Here is a 21,895-nt window from a genome sequence, read left to right on the forward strand (position 1 = left end):
AGTTTAATAAGAGTCATTATACAGTTTAGCACTTCTCATGCAAGTGGCAAAAAAATAGAGAGAAAACAGGAAGGGAGAGTTATTAATTCCGTAGCTAAACGAAAAGGAATGGTTGCTTACAAGGATTAAGCAAAAAATTGAGGCGATATTTATAACCGATTATCGGTATCTAATATAGAAGGAATGCTTTTAGTATTTGTAGCAATTTCTGAAAGGATTAAATGGAGGATTTATGAAAGAACAAAAAGGCAAGAAGCAGAAGACATATATATCTATTCGATTAAATATAATGTTCCTTTGTATATTTGTACTATTCTCAGCTATTATTATGCAGCTAGGAAAAGTACAAATCGTTGAGGGAGAGGCTTATAAGAACCAAGTGGAAAGTAGTCAAAATGCACTAACTAGTATTCCAGTTCCGCGTGGACAAATTTTAGATCGAGAAGGGAAAACAGTCGTTAATAATAAATCTCTTCGCACAATTACGTATACAAGGGTAAAGGGGATTACGAATGAAGATATTTTAAAAACAGCAAATGACTTGGCGAAAGTACTTGAAATGCCTGAACAAGATATAAATAAATTAACAGATATCGATAAAAAAGATTTTTGGATGCAGTTGAATTCGAAACGTGCGGAGACAAAGATTACTAAGAAAGATATAGAAAAGTTTAAAGAAAAGGGTATAGAGGGGAAAGAGTTAGATAAAAAAATAGAAGACTTAAGACGAGGTCGCGTTACAGAGGTAGAATTAGCAGAATTAACAGCACAAGATTTAAAGGTGTTAGCTATTAAAAGTAAAATGAGTTCAGGTTATCAACTAACACCACAAATTATAAAAAAAGATGTAACAGATGAAGAGTATGCGCGGATAAGCGAAAATCTTGGAGATTTTCCAGGAGTAGATGCCACTGTTGATTGGGAACGTAATTATGTAAATGGTAATTTATTTCGTTCTATATTAGGAAATATTACGAGTAGTGAAGAAGGATTACCGAAAGAAAATTTAGATTCTTATTTAGTACGTGGATATAACCGTAATGATCGTGTTGGAAAAAGTTATATTGAACAACGATATGAAGATGTATTACACGGCACAAAAGAAGAAGTGAAAAATATTACTGATAAATCAGGAAACATTGTTAGCACAGAAGTAATCTCTAAAGGAAAAAGTGGTAATAGTTTAACATTAACGATTGATATGGAATTACAAAAGAAAGTGGAAGAAAGTATAGAGAAAAACTTGAGAGCTTTTAAGAGTTCAGAGCCACTGCTCGATCGAGCTTTTGTTGTCATGACAAATCCAAATAACGGACAAATTTTATCTATGGCAGGCAAAAAGATTGTAGAAAAAGAAGGGAAAATAGAGGTTGAGGATTTGGCGTTAGGTAACATGACAACTTCGTATGAGCTAGGGTCAGCTGTAAAAGGTGCTACTTTATTAACTGGATATGAGACAGGGGCAATACATCCAGGAGATCAATTTTATGACGCGCCGATGAAATTTAAAGGTACACAAGCTAAAAAATCGTGGAATGTATCCGGATTTGGTAATATTAATGATTTACGAGCTTTACAAGTATCTTCGAATGTATACATGTTCCAGACAGCTTTAAAAATTGCGGGAGTTAATTACGTACCAAATGGCTCATTGGATATTAAACAAGGAGCATTTGATACGATGCGCTATTATTTCAAGCAATTTGGTTTAGGTGTCCCAACAGGTATTGATTTACCGAATGAAATAATTGGACAAACGAGAAAAGTAGATAGTCAACCTGGTTTTTTACTAGATTTTTCTATCGGTCAGTATGATACGTATACGCCGTTGCAATTAGCGCAATATATTTCAACGATTGCGAATGGTGGTTATAGAATGCAACCTCAAATTGTACAAGAAATACGAGAACAATCAATAAAAGAAGAGGTTGGCAAAGTTATACGTTCCATAGAGCCTGTCGTATTAAATCGAATTGATATGAAGAAAGAACATATTGATCGGATAAAAGAAGGGTTTAGATGGGTATTCCAAGAAGGTGATGGAACTGGCGTGAAATATTTCAAAAACGCGCCATATAAACCAGCAGGAAAGACAGGAACAGCCCAAACTGTATATGGTGGAGATGACCCGATTGGTAGAAATGCAAAAGGAGAACGTATGGAATGCTACAACTTAACGTTAGTTGGATATGCTCCATATGATAATCCAGAAGTAGCATTTTCCGTAGTAGTTCCATGGCTTCATGATGATAAAAATGGAATTAATTCTATAATTGGAAAGGAAGTTTTAGATGTATACTTTGATTTAAAACAGCAACGTATACATGGTGAAGCTACTAGTACAGGTAGTTCTAAGCAAAATTAAGATACTTTTCTCAGGGAAGAGAACCTGTTTGTATAAAGCCATTTATAAGAAAAAATGAAATGTGAAATAAGAGATAGCGGCGATCATAGCTACTATCTCTTATTTTGTTAATAACTCTCATACTAGCTATAAAATTTTTTTCAGTTTATGGAACAAATTTGGTTCGGTGATTGTCTATTATGTGTACGTATAAAAAGGTACTAAAAATTTGGAAGGAATGATGATTTTGAAAAATAAGAGGATGCTAAAAATAGGAATATGCGTTGGTATATTAGGTTTAAGTATTACAAGCCTAGAAGCTTTTACAGGAGGGGCACTGCAAGTTGAAGCGAAAGAAAAGACTGGACAAGTGAAACATAAAAATCAGGCGACGCATAAAGAGTTCTCTCAACTTGAGAAAAAATTTGATGCTCGATTAGGTGTATATGCGATTGATACTGGTATAAATCAAACAATCTCTTATCGATCTAACGAAAGATTTGCCTTCGCATCAACCTACAAGGCTTTAGCAGCAGGAGTATTACTACAGCAAAACTCAATTGATTCATTAAATGAAGTAATCACATATACGAAAGAAGACTTAGTGGATTATTCACCTGTTACAGAGAAACATGTAGATACTGGAATGAAACTAGGAGAAATTGCTGAGGCAGCTGTTCGTTCAAGTGATAATACTGCAGGGAACATTTTATTTAATAAAATAGGAGGACCTAAAGGATATGAAAAAGCGCTTAGGCATATGGGGGATCGGATTACTATGTCTGATCGCTTTGAAACAGAATTAAACGAAGCTATTCCAGGAGACATTCGTGACACTAGTACAGCGAAAGCTATTGCTACGAATCTTAAAGCTTTTACGGTCGGAAATGCACTTCCTGCTGAAAAACGTAAAATTCTTACAGAGTGGATGAAAGGAAATGCTACAGGAGACAAACTTATTCGTGCAGGCGTACCAACTGACTGGGTAGTTGGAGATAAATCAGGTGCTGGCAGTTACGGGACAAGAAATGATATTGCTATCGTTTGGCCTCCAAATAGAGCACCAATTATCATCGCAATTTTATCTAGTAAAGATGAGAAAGAGGCTACCTATGATAATCAACTCATTGCAGAGGCAACGGAAGTTATAGTTAAGGCTCTTAAGTAATAATCTTTCAATTCTTTATGTAATATAATTAAAAATAAAAACTTGGAAAGCGATTCTTTTTAATGTGAAAAGAATCGCTTTTTTTATAAGCATGTAAACTATTTATACCTATGTATTATAAAGATATAATTAATGTAGAAAAGAGGGTGAATAGTTATGGAGAATGACAATCAAGTCTTTTGGAGAACAGATTGTCTTGTTTTGAGAAGGTTTAGTATGGATGACACTAACTACTTTCATTTTTATCGTTCTAATCCAGAAGTGGCTAAATTTCAGTCATGGGTTAATTATCAATATCATGAGGCTAAAACGTTTGTAAATGAACAAGTTAAAAATAATCCTAATCTACCAGGTACTTGGTTCCAGTTCGCAATTGCTTTAACTGAAAATAACAAAATAATTGGAGATTGTGCACTTCACACACTTGTAAATGAACCTCGCATCGTAGAAATCGGATTTACTCTTTCTCCAGAATATCAGGGAAAAGGCTATGCAACTGAAGCTGTTTGTGCCTTATTGAGTTACATATTTCATTCATTAGGAAAACATAAGGTGATTGCATTTTCGGACGTTCGAAATAATAAGTCTATTTCTGTACTAGAACGAGTGGGGATGAGGAGAGAAGGTCATTTATTGCAGAATTACATGCTAAAAGGCCAGTGGATTGATGAATATCAATATTCAATATTGAAGTCTGAATGGAAGGACGCTACATAATTATAAAATTTAGAAACAATGAAGGAACTTATTCATGAAATTGATGAAAATGCCTTTGTCAATGTATATGATGTTGCGGAAGTACAAGGCGGAAACTTTAAAAAGCATGATATCCATTAAGGGTATTAACTAACTTAAATATTTTATACATAGTTGATTATTGAAAAAGATAAAAACCTCACCACATATAGATATACAACTGATATGTACTAAGTTGTATAACTGCAAGGTACATAGAACTAAAACTAAGATATTCATACGAACTCAAAAAGCTGAAATTCCTTAACTTGGGAATTTCGGCTTTAATGTTATATGATAGAGTTACGATTAGAACAGAACCGGGCATGTTTACTTCAACAGAGTGATATAAGTTCTTCAGTTCCTAAAATTAGAAACTTGTACTTGATTATCGTAGTTAAATCGATTTCACTTTAAAAGAGAACCGTTAGATAAAAAGAATAATCTATTGAAATGTTTTTGAGAATTGTAGTATTGATGAAGATTTTAGGAGGGAATATGAGCAAGAAGATTAAAAGAAGTATATTACTTATTGCTACATTAGTAGGTTGTAGTATCTTTTTATTTTTACAGAACAATTTAATAAGTATAACTGAGATTAAAATAACCTCTAGTAAAATACCATCCTCTTTTAAAGGGTATAAAATTCTACAAATTTCAGACTTACACAATAAAAAATTTGGCGATAATCAAGATGTGTTAATTCAAAAAATGAAAAGTATAGACCCAGATATTATTGCAATTACGGGTGATTTAATTGACAGTAAATCATACGATGCAGAAGTTAGTATGCAATTAATACGAGAAATGGTAAAGAAGTATCCTGTATATTTTGTGACAGGAAACCATGAACAATGGTCTGGAAAGTATAACAGTTTAGAAAAAGAGTTGAAGAAATATGGTGTCAATGTTTTAAGGAATGAACATGTAGGCATTCGAAAGGGTGAGCAAGAGATAAACTTGCTAGGTATTGATGATCCAGAGTTTGGTACTGGAAACCGTGATGAAGGAAATATTATAATAGATGAAATTAAAAAAGCAAAAATTGAAATGCAGCCAGATAGATATAATGTATTATTATCCCACAGGCCTGAATTTATAAAGGAATATACGAATGAGCGGTTGGATTTGGTTTTATCGGGACATGCTCATGGAGGGCAAGTTAGATTGCCATTTATCGGTGGATTAGTTGCTCCAAATCAAGGTGTTTTACCTAAATATACAGCGGGTTTATATGTAGAACAAAATACATCAATGGTAATGAGTAGAGGATTAGGAAATAGTATCATTCCGCAAAGGATTTTGAATAGGCCAGAAATTGTAGTCGTGCAGCTAAATTAAGCTGTACGATTTTTTTTATACAAAAATGAGTAAAGGGGCTTTCTGTATTTTGCAGGAGTAAACATTACAATTTTGTTAAAAATTTTCTACGTTACATAAAGTAACAAAATTTGACCCTCAGTGTTTGTTATAGTGTAAATAATCAAAAAACTTAAAATTTGTCGAGTGAAAATTGTGATAAGTAATTCATATAAAAAACTTAAAGGGGTGTACACATGCATAAAGAATATGAAATTGAAGAATACACGGCGATTGAGGAACAAATCCATTATTATTGTAAATGTTTATTAGTAAGTCATCCTGATCAAATAATAAAGTATTTAGAAAAAAGGTTAGAAAAATATGCAGAAACATTACAATATGCACATTTATATCCTGACACAGTTATTTTACCGTTACAGCAATTAGTTATCGAATATTCTTTAGACGTTGCTAGAATTCGGAAGTATATGAATTTAAAAACGTAAAGTGAAATTTATAGTTTAAATGAAACAGAGTCGACTTTAGGAAATGAAATTCTAATGTCGACTCTGTTTCATTGTTTAATATCGGTGATTGAACATACATACTAATCAACGAAGTTTGACATATAATTAAGCAAGAGTAAAATAAAAGTGAGTACTCACTCATTTTTATTGGAAAAGGAGGATGAAACGTGCAACAACCTTCAATTATTTTACAGACTGTATCAAAAAGTTTTGGAAAAAAAGAAGTGTTACACAATCTTTCATTGCAAGTTGAAAAAGCAGAGATTTTTGGTTTTGTTGGACCTTCTGGATCGGGGAAAACAACGCTCATTAAAATGATTGCAGGTATTAATGAGGCAACGAAAGGTGAAGTGCTTGTTAATAATACTAATATGCCTAATTTAAATGAGATGAAACGAATTGGTTATATGGCCCAGGCGGATGCATTATACGAAGAATTATCAGCATATGAAAATGCAGATTTTATAGCAACGATGTTTGGACTAAAGGGAAAACGTAAAAAGACAAGAATTGCAGAGGTTTTTGAACTTGTACAATTGTCACAGTATATGAAAAAGCAAGTACAACAATTTTCAGGTGGAATGAAAAAACGCTTATCATTAGCAATAGCGCTCCTTCACGAACCAGAAATATTAATTTTAGATGAGCCTACAGTGGGGATAGATCCGCTTCTTAGAAAAACGATTTGGGAAAAATTTTATGATCTTAAAAAGAAAGGCACAACGATTATTGTAACGACGCACATTATGGATGAAGCTGAATTTTGTGAGCGTCTAGGGTTAATTAGAGAAGGGAAACTAGTTGCGGTTGGAACAACTGAAGAATTGAAAAAACGCGTGTCATCTGGACGGATTGAAGATGTCTTTTTGCTAGAAGAGGTGGTGCCATCATGAGAGTTACTGGTGTAATCATACGTATTATTCGTCAATTTTTTCGAGATAAGCGTTCGTTAGCAATGATGTTTGGAGCACCGATGTTATTACTTTGGCTTTTGTCACTAGTGTTTACACAGAAAGACTATATACCGCAAATTGCTGTTGTTGATATGCCCGCTCAAATAGTAAAAGTGATGAAAAATCAAGAAGCGTCAATTTATGAATACAGTAAGGAAAAGGCGATTTCTGAGTTGGAAAAACAAAAGGTAGATGCAGTATTTCGAATAGAGAATGGAAAAATGAAACTTCTGTTGGAAGGTAGTGATTCGTCAAAAAATCGTGCTGTACTTCAAGTATTGCAAAAAAGCACAGAGAAGAATGATGTATCGATTATGAAACCTGAAGTAAATTATTTACATGGCTCTAAAGACTTTACGATGTTTGATGGGCTTGGTCCTGTATTAATTGGTTTCTTTACATTTTTCTTTGTATTTATATTATCAGGTGTATCTTTCGTAAGAGAACGTTTAAGTGGTACGCTAGAAAGGTTATTATCCACCCCAGTAAGAAGATGGGAAATAGTCGCAGGTTATATTATTGGTTTTGGAATCTTTGCCTTTATACAATCCATTATTATCGTAAGTTTTTCCGTTTATATTTTAGATTTATACGTAGCTGGCTCCATATGGCTAACGTTACTTATTACATGTATGCTCTCTTTAACTGCACTAACATTAGGTACGTTTTTATCGGCATACGCAAATAATGAGTTTCAAATGATTCAATTTATACCGCTTGTTATTGTGCCACAAATCTTCTTTTCTGGATTGTTTCCAATGGAATCTATGAACAAGTGGCTACAAATGTTAGGGAAAGTATTTCCACTCACATACGGCGCTGACGCAATGAGACAAGTGATGATTCGGAATCAAGGGTTTACAGAGATTGCATTAGATCTTACTGTGTTATTACTTTTTGCAATATTATTTGCAGTAGGAAATGTATTTGCTTTAAAGAAACATCGCAAAATATAATAATGACAAAAAGGAGCTTTATAAATGCAGAAGGATTGGCTGGAGGAATTAATAGCTGCAGCTAATACGGATAAACGAAATGAACGTCAAATGCGTATATTAGAGGCGGCTGTTGATATGTTTGGAGAAAAAGGATACGCTTCAACTTCAACAAGTGAAATTGCAAAGCGTGCTGGTGTAGCGGAAGGAACCATCTTCCGCTACTATAAAACAAAAAAAGATTTATTACTAGCGGTCGTAATGCCAACTTTAACTAAGTTCGCTGCACCATTTTTCGTACAAACCTTTGCAAAAGAAATATTTAAATCGGATTATGAATCATACGAAGGACTTTTAAGGGTTGTAATTCATAATAGGTTTAAATTTGCTCAAAAACACTTTCCTATGATAAAAATATTAATTCAAGAGGTGCCATTCCAACCAGAACTGAAAAATGAAATACAGCAATTAGTAGAAACAGAACTGTTTTCACATTTCAAAAAGTTGATTGTGAAATTTCAAGAAGAAGGGGAAATTATTGAGATACCACCATCTTCCGTACTACGTCTTACTTTATCAGCTGTATTAGGTTTATTATTAACACGATTTTTATTATTGCCTGAAGAAAAATGGAATGATGAAGCGGAAATTGAAAATACGATTCAATTTATATTGTATGGATTAACTCCACGATTTTAATCGTTGAAGTGTGAATTACATACATTACTTTTAAGTAAAAATAAATCGCCTTTAAAAAGGCGATTTATTTTCATTATATATTTTTGATAAATAAGTACTTGTTTACTAAAAACATTCTAAATCAGCGTGTTTCTTTGTCTCTTCTTCTAAGACCTAATAATCCTGCTAGTCCTAATAAACCAAGCCAAGCCCAATTATTATTTTTATCACGATTATCATTTAAATCATTTGTTGTATTTACATTTCGAGTTCTTACATCATTATTAACTCTGTCTAAGTTATTGTCATTTACTCGAGTTGAAATATCAGTGTTATTAACTCTATTCATATTATTTCCATCGTATTCAGCTTGCGTAGATGTACCTAAAAACATAATAGATAGTGCTAAAACACTTAAAATAGATGATAATTTCTTTTTCATAACAATCCCTCCTTTCTTAATCATTAATTTCTCCGAAGCATGTGTGTATTATTCATTTCACAATATCTAAACCCTCATTAATAGGGCGCACATTTATAGAAAATAGAGTTGAATGATTGTTAATATATCATTGGATATATATTTCTCATAAAAATAACTGAATCAAACTTTGCTTAAAATGTTAATCTTAGTACAATTTATATTATACGGGCTAGCAATAAGGAGGTAATAAGATGCGACAATTTGCAAAACCTACAATCGTCGTAAGTAAATGTTTAGAATTTGATGCTTGTCGTTATAATGGAGAGATGATTCCAGATGTAACAATACGAAATTTGCAGCCATTTGTTACATTTATACCTGTTTGTCCAGAAGTGGAGATTGGATTGGGGACTCCTCGTGAAACGATACGAATTGTAGAAGAAAATGGTGAGAATAGACTTGTGCAACCGTCGACACGAGAAGATGTAACTGAAAAAATGGAGCAGTTTTCAAATGACTTTTTACAAACGATACCGGATGTGGATGGTTTTATTTTAAAGAATCGTTCACCAAGTTGTGGTACGCGTGATGTGAAAATTTATTCTGGTTTTGAAAAAGCGCCAGCAAAGGGAAAAGGAGCTGGCTTATTTGGCGGAGCAGTAGTAAAAAAATTTTCGCATCTTCCTATTGAAGAGGAAGGTAGATTGTCGAATTTTATTATTAGAGAGCATTTCTTTACAAGGTTATTTACAATCGCATATTACAAAATGATTAAACACAATAAAAATATGAAAGAACTTGTATCGTTTCAGTCGGACAATAAATATTTATTTATGGCATATAATCAGGTGAAACAAAAGGAATTAGGTCGTATAATTGCAAATCAAAAAAATGAAAAGATTGAAGTGGTATTTGAAAACTATGAGAAGACTTTATATGAATTATTTATGCGTGCGCCCCGTTATACATCGAATGTAAATGTATGCGAGCACATTTTTGGATATTTTAAAACAAAGTTAAAAAAACAAGAAAAAGATCATTTTATAGAACTGTTACAAAAGTATGCAGAAAAGAAAATACCACTTAGTAGTTTACTTACAATATTAAAATCATGGGCTATTCGATTTGATGAAAAGTATTTATTAAGACAAACGTATTTCGAACCATACCCTGAAGCATTAGTAGAAATTTCTGATTCGGGAAAAGGTAGAGATTATTAAACAATAAATTACATAATTCGACACAAAATCTCCTATGTTGTTGTAGAACAATGTAGGAATTTTTTTGTGCATTAGTACAGAATCTGTTTTAAAATTAAGTTATGACAGAATTGTAGCAATTGTCTAACTAATATTCTTGTCTTTTAAGTTGTTATGTTTGTAGTAGAAACTCGCACGCTGTCGAAACTCAATATTCGATAAGGGGTGTGTAGCGGAATGGAATTTACTCTAACTCGCGAAAAACAAATGATTAAAGAAATGGTACGTGACTTTGCTGAAAAGGAAATCGCACCGAAAGCTGTATATTATGACAAAACTGCAGAGTTTCCATATGAAACATTTCAAAAAATGGGCGAACTAGGATTATTAGGCATCCCATTCCCAGAAGAATATGGAGGTTCAGGTGGCGATACGGTATCGTATGCGTTAGCAGTTGAAGAAATTGGTCGCGCTTGTGGTGGCACCGGTTTAAGCTATGCTGCAACAATTTCATTAGGTGCTTCTCCAATTTATTATTTCGGTACAGAAGAACAAAAACAAAAGTATTTAGTTCCAATGGCGTCAGGTAAAACATTAGGTGCCTTCGGATTAACGGAGCCGAATGCTGGATCAGATGCAGGTGGTACTCAAACGAAAGCGGTATTAGATGGTGATGAGTATGTAATCAGTGGTGAGAAGTGTTGGATTACAAACGCAGAGTATGCAAATACAATTATTGTAACCGCTGTCAACGGTATTGAAGAGAATGGTAGAAAACGTATTTCTGCATTTATCGTGCCTACTACGAGTGAAGGATTAACGATTTCAAGTCCTTACGATAAGATGGGTGTTCGCGCTTCTAATACTTGTGAAATCGTACTTGATGGCGTTCGTGTACCGAAAGAAAATATTCTTGGTGATGTAAATAAAGGCTTTAAACAATTTTTATATACACTTGATGGAGGGCGTATTTCAATCGCAGCATTGGCAGTTGGTATTGCGCAATCAGCCTTTGAACGTGCATTACAATATGCGAAAGAACGTCAACAATTTGGAAAGTCAATCTCTAATTTCCAAGCGATTCAATTTAAATTAGCTGATATGGCGACTGAAGTAGAGCTAGCACGCAATTTAGTACATAAAGCAGCTTGGTTAAAAGATAACGATAAACCTTTCGGCAAAGAAGCGGCAATGGCAAAACTATTTGCATCGGAAGCAGCAAGCCGTATTGCGAATCAAGCAGTACAGATTCATGGTGGATATGGTTATATGCGTGAATATGAAGTTGAACGACATATTCGTGATGCGAAACTATTAGAAATTGGTGAAGGAACTTCTGAAATTCAACGTCTCGTAATTGCTAGACATTTAGGATGTAGATAAAAGGGAGGAATCACTATGTTTCAAAAAATATTAATTGCGAATCGCGGGGAAATCGCTGTTCGTATTATGAAAACTTGTCAAAAACTTGGCATTCGCACTGTTGCTATTTATTCTGAAGCAGATGAAAATGCCCTTCATGTGAAAATGGCAAATGAAGCTTACTTAGTAGGTGGACCGCGTGTTCAAGAAAGCTATTTAAACCTTGAAAAAATTATTGAAATAGCTAAGAAGACAAATGCAGAAGCCATTCATCCGGGTTATGGTTTATTATCAGAGAATCCGTCTTTTCCGGTTCGCTGCAAAGAAGAAGGAATCGTATTTATCGGTCCTTCAGAAGAAATCATTACGAAGATGGGAAGTAAAATTGAATCACGTATCGCAATGCAAGCAGCAGATGTCCCAGTAGTCCCAGGTATTACTACAAATATTGAAACTGCTGAAGAAGCAATTGAAATTGCAAAACAAATTGGTTATCCATTAATGCTTAAGGCATCCGCAGGCGGCGGAGGCATTGGTATGCAGTTGATGGAAACTGAGCAAACGCTCACCAAAGCGTTTGAAAGTAATAAAACAAGAGCGCAAAACTTCTTCGGTAACGGAGAAATGTATTTAGAGCGATATATAGCAGATGCGCATCATATTGAAATTCAGCTTTTAGCAGATACACATGGTAACACAGTGTATTTATGGGAGCGTGAATGTTCGGTACAGCGCCGAAATCAAAAAGTAATCGAAGAAGCACCTTCACCATTTTTAGATGAAGGTACACGAAAGGCGATGGGAGAAGTTGCTGTACAAGCTGCCAAAGCACTTGGCTATACAAATGCAGGTACAGTTGAGTTTCTTGTAGATAATCAGAAAAATTTCTATTTCTTAGAAATGAATACGAGATTACAAGTAGAGCATCCAGTGACAGAAGAAATTACGGGATTAGACCTTGTAGAACAGCAACTCCTTATCGCAAGTGGAGAGAAACTATCATTTACTCAGGATGATGTAAAACGTAGTGGTCATGCCATTGAAGCTCGTATTTATGCAGAGGATCCGAAAACATTCTTCCCGTCACCTGGGAAAATTACAGATTTAACATTACCGTCAAATGTACGAATTGATCACTTCTTAGAAAATCATGTAACGATTACACCTTTCTATGATCCAATGATTGCGAAAGTCATTGCACATGGCGAGACTCGTGAAGAAGCAATTTCGAAATTACATGATGCTCTAGAAGAATTGAAAGTAGAAGGTATTAAAACGAACACGCCAATGCTACTGCAAGTTTTGGAAGACGAAGTGTTCAAAGCGGGTATTTATACAACGGGTTTTGTAACGAAACAACTCGTTAAAAAATAAGATCTAACAATATTAAGGGGGAAAAAATGATGACGAAAGTATACGCATCGATGGCAGGAAACGTTTGGAAGATTGTTGTAGGAGTAGGAGATACAGTAGAGGAAGAGCAGGATGTCGTCATTTTAGAATCTATGAAAATGGAAATTCCAATCATTTCAGAAGAAGCCGGCACAGTTATGAAAATTAATGTGCAAGAAGGCGATTTTGTAAATGAAGGAGATGTATTATTAGAAATTGAATAGGGAGATATAGGGGGAAGCGAATTGAAACTACCTAATTTTGCTGTCATTAAAGAAGTAGGACCACGTGATGGTTTACAAAATGAAAAAAAGATTGTTGGCACAAAAGATAAAGTAAAATGGATTCAACTACTTACAGAAGCAGGATTGTCGTATGTTGAAGTTTCCTCATTCGTTCACCCAAAATGGGTCCCAGCATTAGCGGATGCAAATGATGTGTTTTCTGAGCTGAAAAGAGATCCAAATGTTACATATGCTGCGCTTGTTCCGAACCAAAATGGTTTGGAACGAGCTTTTTTGCAAAATGTAGATGAGGTGAATGTTTTTTTATCAGCAAGTGAATCTCATAATAAAAGTAATATTAATAAATCGATTAAAGAAGCGTTAGTTGTAATCGAAGATATAACAAAACAGGCATTATTCGAAGGGAAAAAGGTAAGAGGCTATGTTTCTACTGTATTTGGATGTCCTTATGAAGGGGATATAAGTGTCACAGCAGTTGACGAATTATGTAATCAACTATTTTCATACGGCATTTATGAAGTTTCTCTTGGGGATACAATCGGTGTAGCGAATCCATTACAAGTAGAACAAGTATTAGAACATCTATTAAAGAAGTATGATGCTTCGCAGTTTGCCATGCATTTTCATAATACGTATGGAATGGCTCTAGCAAATGTAGTTAAATCATTAGAATACGGTATTACAACATTTGATAGTTCTTGTGGTGGACTCGGGGGCTGCCCTTATGCACCAGGAGCATCAGGTAATGTTGCTACTGATGACCTAGTACATATGCTCCATAAATTAGGAGTTCAAACGAATATAGACGAAGAAAAGTTATTGCGAGCTAGTCAATTTATTCAAAGCAAGCTAAATATCCAATTACCGAGTCATGTGTATAGAGCGCTTCAACATAAAACGATAAGTAGGTGAGAAGATGCTACAATTACAAAACATTTCAGTTGATTATGTAACACCTCACGTTGTAAAGATTTCGTTATATCGTGAAAGACAAGCAAACTCATTATCTTTAGCGTTATTAGAAGAGTTACAAAACATATTAACTCAAATAAGTGAAGAGTCCAATACGCGTGTAGTTATTCTAACAGGTGCTGGTGAAAAAGCATTTTGTGCTGGTGCTGATTTAAAAGAACGTGCTGGTATGAATGAGGAACAAGTTCGCCATGCTGTTAGTATGATTCGCACGACTATGGAGATGGTTGAACAATTACCACAGCCAGTTATTGCTGCTATAAATGGAATCGCACTTGGTGGTGGTACGGAATTAAGTTTAGCTTGTGATTTTAGAATTGCTGCTGAATCTGCAAGTCTTGGTCTTACTGAAACGACACTTGCAATTATACCAGGAGCGGGTGGTACACAGCGCTTACCGAGATTAATTGGTGTTGGTAGAGCGAAAGAATTAATTTATACAGGTAGACGTATTTCAGCGCAAGAAGCAAAAGAATATGGTTTAGTAGAATTTGTTGTACCAGCTAATTTACTTGAAGAGAAAGCGATTGAAATAGCAGAGAAAATTGCTAGTAATGGACCTATTGCTGTTCGATTAGCAAAAGAGGCAATTTCAAATGGTATTCAAGTTGATTTACATACCGGATTACAAATGGAAAAACAAGCGTATGAAGGTGTAATCCATACGAAAGATAGATTAGAAGGATTACAAGCATTCAAGGAAAAACGCACACCAACGTATAAGGGGGAGTAAATATGTTAGATCAAAAACAACAATCTAATTCATTTGAAGAACGAGTTGAAACGATTAAACAAGGCGGCGCACCAAAGTATCATGAACAAAATAAAGCAAAAGGAAAATTATTTGTTCGAGATCGTTTAGCGCTTCTATTTGATAATGGCGAATATGTAGAAGATGCATTATTTGCTAACTGTGAACAAACAGGCTTACCTGCGGACGGCGTTGTAACGGCAACGGGTAAAATACATGGTCGTACTGCATGTGTAATGGCCAATGATTCTACTGTAAAAGCTGGATCATGGGGATCACGCACAGTTGAAAAGATTTTACGTATTCAAGAAACAGCTGAAAAACTACGTGTTCCGTTATTTTATTTAGTCGACTCTGCTGGAGCGCGCATTACAGATCAAGTAGAAATGTTCCCAGGGCGCCGTGGTGCAGGAAGAATCTTCTATAATCAAGTGAAATTATCAGGTAAAGTTCCTCAAGTATGCTTATTATTTGGACCTTCTGCAGCTGGTGGTGCCTATATTCCAGCCTTTTGCGACGTTGTAATGATGGTAGAAGGAAATGCATCTATGTATTTAGGATCTCCTCGTATGGCTGAGATGGTTATCGGTGAGAAGGTAACTTTAGAAGAGATGGGCGGAGCTCGTATGCATTGCTCTGTATCAGGATGCGGAGATGTTTTATGCAAGACAGAAGAAGATGCGATTACACAAGCAAGACAATACATTTCATATTTTCCAAATAACTACTTAGAAAAGACTCCATTGGTTACACCTCAAGAACCGAAACAATTCGATAAAACGTTAGAACAAATCATTCCAGAAAATCAAAATGCTCCTTTCAATATGAAAGATCTCATTAATAGAGTTATTGATGAAGGTTCATTCTATGAAGTGAAAAAATTATTTGCTCAAGAGCTAATTACAGGCTTAGCACGTATTGATGGTAAGCCTGTTGGTATTATTGCAAATCAGCCGCGTATGAAGGGCGGCGTATTATTCCATGATTCAGCTGATAAAGCTGCTAAGTTTATTAATTTATGTGATGCATATCATATTCCATTATTATTCCTTGCGGATGTACCAGGATTTATGATTGGAACAAAAGTAGAGCGTGCTGGTATTATTCGCCATGGTGCAAAAATGATTTCTGCAATGAGTGAAGCAACTGTACCGAAGATTTCTATCGTTGTTCGTAAAGCATATGGTGCTGGTTTATATGCGATGGCAGGTCCAGCATTTGAACCAGATTGTTGCCTGGCATTACCGACAGCCTCTATTGCGGTAATGGGTCCAGAAGCTGCGGTTAATGCTGTATATGCAAATAAAATTGCAGCTTTACCAGAAGAAGAGCGTGCTAGCTTCATTGCTGAAAAACGTGAAGAGTATAAGAAAGATATTGATATTTATCATTTAGCATCAGAGATGGTGATTGATGGTATTGTTCATCCAAACAATTTACGTGAAGAATTAAAAGGACGTTTCGAAATGTATATGAGTAAATATCAAGTATTCACGGATCGTAAACATCCTGTATATCCAGTTTAAAAGCCCTATTTAGGGCTTTCTTGCTCAAAAAGTTAAGGAGGGGAAAACATTGAAACAAGCAGTTTGGTTTCCAACAGAAGAGTACAAGGAAAAAACACGTTTATATGGTTGGATGAAATCATTGGGATATGAAGATTATGAAACTTTTTATAATAAATCTATCGAGGAAACAGCTTGGTTTTGGGGAGAGGCAGAAAAGGCAGTAGGCTATCAATGGATGAAACCTTATACAGACGTGTTAGATTTAGAAAATGGTACACCGTTTGCACAGTGGTATAATGGCGGAACATGTAACGTTGTAGAATCAGCTTTATCCCGCTGGCTTGCGGATGAAGAGACGAGAATACAGCCAGCACTTCAGTACGAAGGGGAAAATGGAACTTCAAAATCATTTACATATGAAGAGCTTGACAACTGGGTAAGTCGTGTTGCAAATGGTTTGAAACACGCGGGTATTGAGAAAGGTGACCGTGTAACAATTTATATGCCGATGATTCCAGAAACAGTTGTTGCGATGCTAGCTGTAATGAAAATCGGAGCAATTATTTCACCAATATTCTCAGGCTTTGCGTCTGATGCAGTCATGACACGTGTGCAAGCGGCAGGTTCAAAAATGATTATTACCGCAGATGGATTTTCACGCCGCGGTAAAATTGTTTCTTTAAAAGATGAAGTAGATAAAGCTTGTGAACATTGCCCAACTGTTGAAAAAGTTGTTATCGTTCGTCATGCAGGAAATGATTTTACACCACATAACTATGACTTTTCGTGGAGTACGCTAGAAAAAGAAAAACCATTCATACATGCCGAGGAAATGCAAAGTGATGATCCATTAATGCTCATTTATACATCAGGAACGACTGGTAAGCCGAAAGGAACAGTACACACGCATGCAGGATTTCCTTTGAAAGCAGCTTTTGATGCAGGATTTGGAATGAATATTAAACAAGGTGATCGTGTATTATGGGTAACTGATATGGGCTGGATGATGGGGCCGTTTCTATTATTCGGTTCACTCATTAATGGAGCAACGATGGTTATGTACGAAGGTGTTCCAGACTTCCCAGAAGCAGACCGGTTATGGGAGACAGTTGATAAATATGAGATTACTCATCTAGGTATTTCGCCAACGTTAATCCGAGCATTGATGGCAAAAGGTGATGAGTATGTCAATAAACATTCTTTAAAGAGTTTGGAAGTATTCGCATCAACAGGAGAACCTTGGAATCCTGATCCATGGATGTGGCTGTTTGAAACGGTTGGAAAAGGAAATGTCCCAATCTGTAACTACTCAGGTGGAACTGAAATCTCTGGTGGGATTTTCGGTAATGTTCTTATTAAGCCAATAGCACCGATTAGTTTTAACGCATCTTTACCAGGAATGGCAGCTGTCGTACTGGATGATCAAGGTAAACCAATTCGAGATGAAGTCGGAGAATTATGCTTAGAGAAACCTTGGGTAGGTATGACGAAAAGCTTCTGGGAAGATGATGAACGTTACGTAAACACATATTGGTCGCGTTTTGAAAATAAATGGGTCCACGGTGACTGGGTCATTTACGATGGTGAACAATATATCATCACAGGGCGTTCAGACGATACGTTAAATATTGCAGGTAAACGTATTGGACCTGCTGAATATGAATCTATTCTTGTGAAACATAACGATGTAATCGAAGCTGCTGCAATTGGTGTACCTGACGAAGTAAAAGGTGAAGTTTGTCATTGTTTTGTAGTGTTAAGAGATCATGTAACATTCACAGGAGAATTAAAGAAAGAATTAATGAGTTTAGTAAACTCTCATATTGGAAAAGCGTTGTGTCCTAAAGACATCCACGTTGTAGAAGATTTACCGAAAACACGTAATTCTAAAGTAATGCGCCGTGTTATTAAAGCAGCTTACTTAGGAAAAGAATTAGGTGATTTATCATCGCTTGTAAATCCTGAGGTAGTTCCGTTTATTCAGGGGTTACAGTCTAGTAAATTATAAAGTTAGAAAGGATCTCTATATAAATAGAGATCCTTTTTTTTATGTTTATAAAAAGAAAAGAAGTGAATTTGATGAAGAAGAAAAATTTTACTATTAGTGTTAAGTATGTTTTTTAGTTTTAATCAAAATACGATATTATGGAATGTCTATTCAATGTAGAAATACTAATTTACAACAACAAGGTGATGACAAAGCGTGACTGCTTATATGTCTGTTTAAACCTTTACGTGTTAATATATAAAAAGCTGACTATAAGCAGTCAGCTTTTTATATATTACATTCTAGTATTTGCCGGGCAGTAATGCCCCCATCTAAAAATTCAGCAAAAGCAAGGAAGTAGGTGAGGGATCAACTTTCCGGAAAAGCCCGATTGGTTCCAAAAGACATATTCTTTCCTTTACGTTGACATTAAAAATATTACCAATTTTTTCTTTTACAATGGCAACAAATAAAGAAACATTTACAACGACACTTATTTCGTTTAGAACTCCAATCATCATCACGATGACACTTTTCTTTAGATTTCCACCAATCATCATTACAATGTTTTTCCTGAGAACTCCAATCGTCATCACAATGACACTTTTCTTTAGATTTCCACCAATCATCATTACAATGCTTTTTCTGAGAACTCCAATTATCATCACAATGATGCTTTTCTTTAGATTTCCACCAATCATCACAACAATGCTTTTTCTGAGAACTCCAGCAATCATTTTTCCAGGACATTTATTTCTACCTCCTTTCAATAGTGTTCATATTATTCTATGTTTTAATAAAAAAATGGCTTGTTTATTAACCTACTATTTTATCTTTATATGATAGAGTGTCTTCTACTCGATATAGAATTCATACAAACTATGCTAATTTTTAAGAGAAAGTGGAGAGAACTACTACTAGTTATGGTATTTTTCAATAAACACTTGTTGAAGAAAATGTTCTGATTACAAATAATATCTTATTTTCGAGTACGCTTTTTAAATGTATATTTCACAATGAAAAATGGGAAATCCACAAATAAAGTCTATGTATATGTGAGTTAATGGGGAAATCTAGTGTGTTTTTAAGGGGCGTCTTATTTAAAAGAAAAAAGGTTTGTTTTAGAAAGTGGTGTCTAAACATTAAATGGAGTAGGACTAAATTCACGGCCGCTCATTAAAAAGCTTTTAATTAGGAGAAGTCTGTTTTTATAATGAATAATGAAAAGAAAGTTTGGTACAATTGTTTGTTTTTTTCTTTTTATGTGTTTGCCTCGTACCCTTTTAAGCTAGTGGACATACTTTACTAATAGAAAGGATTAGGGGGTGAGGTATTGGGTTCTCGATTTAATAATTGTAAAAAGAAGTGTACATGTAAACAAGATGATTGTTGGGAAGTATTCGAAGAGTGTAAAAAAGAACAGCATGAGAAATGTGATAATTCTTGTGTACAAGGAATTAGAGATGAACTTAAGAAATTAATTAATCGAACAGTTCAAATTAATACAGAGGGACGTACTTATGTAGGTACTGTTTCGTCTGTAAGTTGTGATGTAGTTAGGCTTGCGGCTATTCCTGGATCGGTTGGAGTAATTATTTCCATTTGCAAAATTGAAGCAATTTTCCCACCGGTTACAACGGTTACTGCTGACTTTGATTTTAATGGTATTGATGTAGCAAACAAAGCATAATTATGCTGCTTTTTTGTAAAGCCATTCACATGAATGGCTTTATTTTAATTTTATATAAAAGGAGAATATATTCTTTATATAGAAATAAGTTTGAGGTTATAAAGCATGATGTACGAAAGGAGCAAGGAAGTGATTAAACTAGAAAGCTTTAAGAAATCTGATTTTAAACAATTAATAAATTGGATTAATTCCGAAGAATTTCTAATACAATGGTCAGGAAATGCATTCACATTTCCTTTAGATGAACAGCAATTAGAGAAGTATATAGAAAGTGCAAATACACTCGCTTTCAAAGTGGTAGATGAAGAGACTTCAGACGTTATTGGACATATTTCGCTTGGCCAAATAGATAATATTAATAAGTCCGCTAGAATTGGAAAAGTATTAGTTGGTAATACGAAGATGAGAGGACGTTCTATAGGAAAACATATGATGAAAGCAGTACTTCATATTGCTTTTGACGAATTAAAACTACATAGAGTAACTCTTGGTGTGTATGATTTTAATACATCGGCCATTTCATGTTACGAAAAAATAGGGTTTGTAAAAGAAGGCTTATTAAGAGAGTCAAAAAGAGTAGGAGAAACGTATTGGAATTTATGGGAAATGAGTATGTTAGAATATGAATGGAAGAAGTAGCAACGATAGTAATTTATAATTATATTATGTTAATAAAGGGGTTTGGTGGGTATAGTGGATAATAAAACAAAAATAATTTCAATTGCAGCTGTTTCGGGAGGAGGTAAAACTACAATTACAGAAAGATTAAAGCATAAGTTTAAAAACTCAAAAGCTCTATATTTTGATAGTTATACATTTGATAACTCTCCTGCTGATATTTGTAAATGGATTGATGATGGGGCGAATTACGACGAGTGGGTATTAACACCATTAATTCATGATATTGAGCAACTTATACAAAATAATACCTTAGACTATATTATTGTAGATTATCCTTTTGCATACTTAAATAGTGAGATGCGAAAATTCATTGATGTAACTATATTTATTGATACGCCTTTAGATATTGCGATGGCTAGAAGGATTTTGCGAGATTTTAAGGAAGGTACAATAGGTGAAATACATAATGATTTGGAACATTACATGACATATGCGAGAAAAGCTTATTTAGAGGCAATTCATACTGTTAAGCCGAATTCAGATATCATATTGGATGGTTCTTTATCTGTAAGTGAAATAATTAATCACGCTGTAGAGGAACTTGGCCGAAGAGAAGTGATTGTCAATGGTTAAATGTATAACAGATGCTGTTAGGTGGATAATTGAAGTAAGAGAGAGATAAATGTGTACACTTTATTTCAATATAATTGGCAAGTAAGAGATGATTGGTTTAAGTGGTGTGAACAACTTTCAGAGGAAGATTTACTTTGCAAACTGGGGGTATTTTAGAAACATTATTTCATATTGTAGATGTAGAGTATAGTTGGATTAGTGCTTTTCAAGAAGAAGATAGAGAACCGCAATTTAAAGATTATCAATCGATTCAAAAAGTGAAAGCGTTATCTGATTTATATAAACGGGAACTTGAAGTTTTTTTGCAGTCATGATCATCTAGCCTAGAATGCTAGCACACTTAAAATAAGCCGTATAAAAAGTTAATCATTGGTGCTTTGATTATATAACGTCGGCGAAATAAATAGTGTGAGGGACAGCTATTCTAACAAGTATTTTATGTAACGTTCGTATATTTAAATTTTCTTGT

General features: G+C 34.6%; 21 protein-coding genes and 2 pseudogenes. 21 read left to right on the top strand and 2 right to left on the bottom strand.

Annotated features, from left to right (window positions below; genetic code table 11):
* Positions 1-232: 232 nt before the first annotated feature.
* From ACTFR3_RS00075 to ACTFR3_RS00115, 9 genes and pseudogenes are all read left to right on the top strand, one after another.
* Complete coding sequence (locus ACTFR3_RS00075) at positions 233-2,365, top strand: peptidoglycan D,D-transpeptidase FtsI family protein (RefSeq protein ID WP_440044032.1); 2,133 nt, start codon at positions 233-235, stop codon at positions 2,363-2,365.
* A gap of 220 nt (positions 2,366-2,585) precedes the next feature.
* Positions 2,586-3,512 (top strand): class A beta-lactamase Bla1, encoded by a 927-nt coding sequence (bla, locus tag ACTFR3_RS00080; protein ID WP_440044034.1) that lies wholly within the window; start codon positions 2,586-2,588, stop codon positions 3,510-3,512.
* Between the two features lie 156 nt (positions 3,513-3,668).
* Positions 3,669-4,229 carry a GNAT family N-acetyltransferase gene (locus tag ACTFR3_RS00085; RefSeq protein ID WP_017656373.1) on the top strand — a complete coding sequence of 187 codons (561 nt, stop codon included), beginning with the start codon at positions 3,669-3,671 and terminating at the stop codon, positions 4,227-4,229.
* Positions 4,230-4,247: 18 nt separating this feature from the next.
* Positions 4,248-4,349 (top strand): annotated as a pseudogene (locus tag ACTFR3_RS00090) (DUF2179 domain-containing protein); the annotation flags it as partial.
* Positions 4,350-4,745: 396 nt separating this feature from the next.
* Complete coding sequence (locus ACTFR3_RS00095; protein WP_440044036.1) at positions 4,746-5,588, top strand: metallophosphoesterase; 843 nt, start codon at positions 4,746-4,748, stop codon at positions 5,586-5,588.
* 215 nt (positions 5,589-5,803) lie between these two features.
* A complete protein-coding gene (locus tag ACTFR3_RS00100) occupies positions 5,804-6,055 on the top strand; it encodes a hypothetical protein (RefSeq protein WP_000548621.1) in 252 nt (83 codons plus the stop codon).
* 188 nt (positions 6,056-6,243) lie between these two features.
* Positions 6,244-6,969 (top strand): ABC transporter ATP-binding protein, encoded by a 726-nt coding sequence (locus tag ACTFR3_RS00105; RefSeq protein ID WP_440044037.1) that lies wholly within the window; start codon positions 6,244-6,246, stop codon positions 6,967-6,969.
* Positions 6,966-7,985 (top strand): ABC transporter permease, encoded by a 1,020-nt coding sequence (locus tag ACTFR3_RS00110; RefSeq protein ID WP_001266727.1) that lies wholly within the window; start codon positions 6,966-6,968, stop codon positions 7,983-7,985. The genes ACTFR3_RS00105 and ACTFR3_RS00110 overlap by 4 nt, the downstream gene beginning before the upstream one ends.
* A 24-nt stretch (positions 7,986-8,009) precedes the next feature.
* Positions 8,010-8,663 (top strand): TetR/AcrR family transcriptional regulator, encoded by a 654-nt coding sequence (locus ACTFR3_RS00115; RefSeq protein ID WP_440044038.1) that lies wholly within the window; start codon positions 8,010-8,012, stop codon positions 8,661-8,663.
* A 121-nt stretch (positions 8,664-8,784) separates the two neighbouring features.
* Here the strand turns inward: ACTFR3_RS00115 and ACTFR3_RS00120 are convergent, their stop codons facing one another.
* Positions 8,785-9,084: a WGxxGxxG family protein gene (locus ACTFR3_RS00120; protein WP_000728157.1), complete on the bottom strand. Its 300-nt coding sequence runs from the start codon at positions 9,082-9,084 to the stop codon at positions 8,785-8,787.
* A 233-nt stretch (positions 9,085-9,317) separates the two neighbouring features.
* Here ACTFR3_RS00120 and ACTFR3_RS00125 point away from each other — a divergent pair, with 233 nt between their 5' ends.
* From ACTFR3_RS00125 to ACTFR3_RS00160, 8 genes are all read left to right on the top strand, one after another.
* Positions 9,318-10,286 carry a YbgA family protein gene (locus ACTFR3_RS00125; protein ID WP_001248638.1) on the top strand — a complete coding sequence of 323 codons (969 nt, stop codon included), beginning with the start codon at positions 9,318-9,320 and terminating at the stop codon, positions 10,284-10,286.
* 216 nt (positions 10,287-10,502) lie between these two features.
* On the top strand, positions 10,503-11,648 hold the full coding sequence (locus ACTFR3_RS00130; protein ID WP_000397279.1) for an acyl-CoA dehydrogenase: 1,146 nt from the start codon (positions 10,503-10,505) through the stop codon (positions 11,646-11,648).
* A 15-nt stretch (positions 11,649-11,663) separates the two neighbouring features.
* A complete protein-coding gene (locus tag ACTFR3_RS00135) occupies positions 11,664-13,001 on the top strand; it encodes an acetyl-CoA carboxylase biotin carboxylase subunit (RefSeq protein WP_000486749.1) in 1,338 nt (445 codons plus the stop codon).
* A 26-nt stretch (positions 13,002-13,027) separates the two neighbouring features.
* Complete coding sequence (locus tag ACTFR3_RS00140; protein ID WP_001987345.1) at positions 13,028-13,243, top strand: acetyl-CoA carboxylase biotin carboxyl carrier protein subunit; 216 nt, start codon at positions 13,028-13,030, stop codon at positions 13,241-13,243.
* Between the two features lie 21 nt (positions 13,244-13,264).
* Positions 13,265-14,176, top strand: a complete 912-nt coding sequence (gene mvaB / locus ACTFR3_RS00145; protein WP_000775436.1) for a hydroxymethylglutaryl-CoA lyase — start codon at positions 13,265-13,267, stop codon at positions 14,174-14,176.
* A gap of 4 nt (positions 14,177-14,180) precedes the next feature.
* The gene (locus tag ACTFR3_RS00150; RefSeq protein WP_000939818.1) at positions 14,181-14,969 is read left to right on the top strand and encodes an enoyl-CoA hydratase; all 789 of its coding nucleotides are present in this window, start codon (positions 14,181-14,183) and stop codon (positions 14,967-14,969) included.
* A gap of 2 nt (positions 14,970-14,971) precedes the next feature.
* Entirely contained in the window at positions 14,972-16,513 is a 1,542-nt protein-coding gene (locus tag ACTFR3_RS00155; protein WP_000886744.1) for an acyl-CoA carboxylase subunit beta, read from the top strand.
* A 49-nt stretch (positions 16,514-16,562) separates the two neighbouring features.
* The gene (locus ACTFR3_RS00160) at positions 16,563-18,503 is read left to right on the top strand and encodes an AMP-binding protein (protein ID WP_000806472.1); all 1,941 of its coding nucleotides are present in this window, start codon (positions 16,563-16,565) and stop codon (positions 18,501-18,503) included.
* 311 nt (positions 18,504-18,814) lie between these two features.
* Here the strand turns inward: ACTFR3_RS00160 and ACTFR3_RS00165 are convergent, their stop codons facing one another.
* Positions 18,815-19,252, bottom strand: a complete 438-nt coding sequence (locus ACTFR3_RS00165) for a hypothetical protein (protein WP_170879447.1) — start codon at positions 19,250-19,252, stop codon at positions 18,815-18,817.
* A 563-nt stretch (positions 19,253-19,815) separates the two neighbouring features.
* Between ACTFR3_RS00165 and ACTFR3_RS00170 the strand changes: the two genes are divergently transcribed.
* The 4 genes and pseudogenes from ACTFR3_RS00170 to ACTFR3_RS00185 form a co-directional block, all read left to right on the top strand.
* Entirely contained in the window at positions 19,816-20,172 is a 357-nt protein-coding gene (locus ACTFR3_RS00170) for a hypothetical protein (protein ID WP_000535577.1), read from the top strand.
* 105 nt (positions 20,173-20,277) lie between these two features.
* Positions 20,278-20,811: a GNAT family N-acetyltransferase gene (locus ACTFR3_RS00175; protein ID WP_000990082.1), complete on the top strand. Its 534-nt coding sequence runs from the start codon at positions 20,278-20,280 to the stop codon at positions 20,809-20,811.
* Between the two features lie 45 nt (positions 20,812-20,856).
* Positions 20,857-21,426 (top strand): hypothetical protein, encoded by a 570-nt coding sequence (locus tag ACTFR3_RS00180; protein ID WP_440044039.1) that lies wholly within the window; start codon positions 20,857-20,859, stop codon positions 21,424-21,426.
* A 51-nt stretch (positions 21,427-21,477) separates the two neighbouring features.
* Positions 21,478-21,734 (top strand): annotated as a pseudogene (locus ACTFR3_RS00185) (DinB family protein); the annotation flags it as partial.
* Positions 21,735-21,895: the final 161 nt, after the last annotated feature.

This window comes from Bacillus cereus group sp. MYBK14-1, from assembly GCF_051916885.1.
GTDB lineage: Bacteria > Bacillota > Bacilli > Bacillales > Bacillaceae_G > Bacillus_A > Bacillus_A cereus.

Excerpts from the sequence above, each read along its gene's own strand:
- ACTFR3_RS00075 (WP_440044032.1), top strand. The coding sequence starts at position 233 with ATGAAAGAACAAAAAGGCAAGAAGCAGAAGACATATATATCTATTCGA.
- bla (WP_440044034.1), top strand. The coding sequence starts at position 2,586 with ATGATTTTGAAAAATAAGAGGATGCTAAAAATAGGAATATGCGTTGGT.
- ACTFR3_RS00085 (WP_017656373.1), top strand. The coding sequence starts at position 3,669 with ATGGAGAATGACAATCAAGTCTTTTGGAGAACAGATTGTCTTGTTTTG.
- ACTFR3_RS00095 (WP_440044036.1), top strand. The coding sequence starts at position 4,746 with ATGAGCAAGAAGATTAAAAGAAGTATATTACTTATTGCTACATTAGTA.
- ACTFR3_RS00100 (WP_000548621.1), top strand. The coding sequence starts at position 5,804 with ATGCATAAAGAATATGAAATTGAAGAATACACGGCGATTGAGGAACAA.
- ACTFR3_RS00110 (WP_001266727.1), top strand. The coding sequence starts at position 6,966 with ATGAGAGTTACTGGTGTAATCATACGTATTATTCGTCAATTTTTTCGA.
- ACTFR3_RS00115 (WP_440044038.1), top strand. The coding sequence starts at position 8,010 with ATGCAGAAGGATTGGCTGGAGGAATTAATAGCTGCAGCTAATACGGAT.
- ACTFR3_RS00120 (WP_000728157.1), bottom strand. The coding sequence starts at position 9,084 with ATGAAAAAGAAATTATCATCTATTTTAAGTGTTTTAGCACTATCTATT.
- ACTFR3_RS00125 (WP_001248638.1), top strand. The coding sequence starts at position 9,318 with ATGCGACAATTTGCAAAACCTACAATCGTCGTAAGTAAATGTTTAGAA.
- ACTFR3_RS00130 (WP_000397279.1), top strand. The coding sequence starts at position 10,503 with ATGGAATTTACTCTAACTCGCGAAAAACAAATGATTAAAGAAATGGTA.
- ACTFR3_RS00135 (WP_000486749.1), top strand. The coding sequence starts at position 11,664 with ATGTTTCAAAAAATATTAATTGCGAATCGCGGGGAAATCGCTGTTCGT.
- ACTFR3_RS00140 (WP_001987345.1), top strand. The coding sequence starts at position 13,028 with ATGATGACGAAAGTATACGCATCGATGGCAGGAAACGTTTGGAAGATT.
- ACTFR3_RS00150 (WP_000939818.1), top strand. The coding sequence starts at position 14,181 with ATGCTACAATTACAAAACATTTCAGTTGATTATGTAACACCTCACGTT.
- ACTFR3_RS00155 (WP_000886744.1), top strand. The coding sequence starts at position 14,972 with ATGTTAGATCAAAAACAACAATCTAATTCATTTGAAGAACGAGTTGAA.
- ACTFR3_RS00175 (WP_000990082.1), top strand. The coding sequence starts at position 20,278 with ATGATGTACGAAAGGAGCAAGGAAGTGATTAAACTAGAAAGCTTTAAG.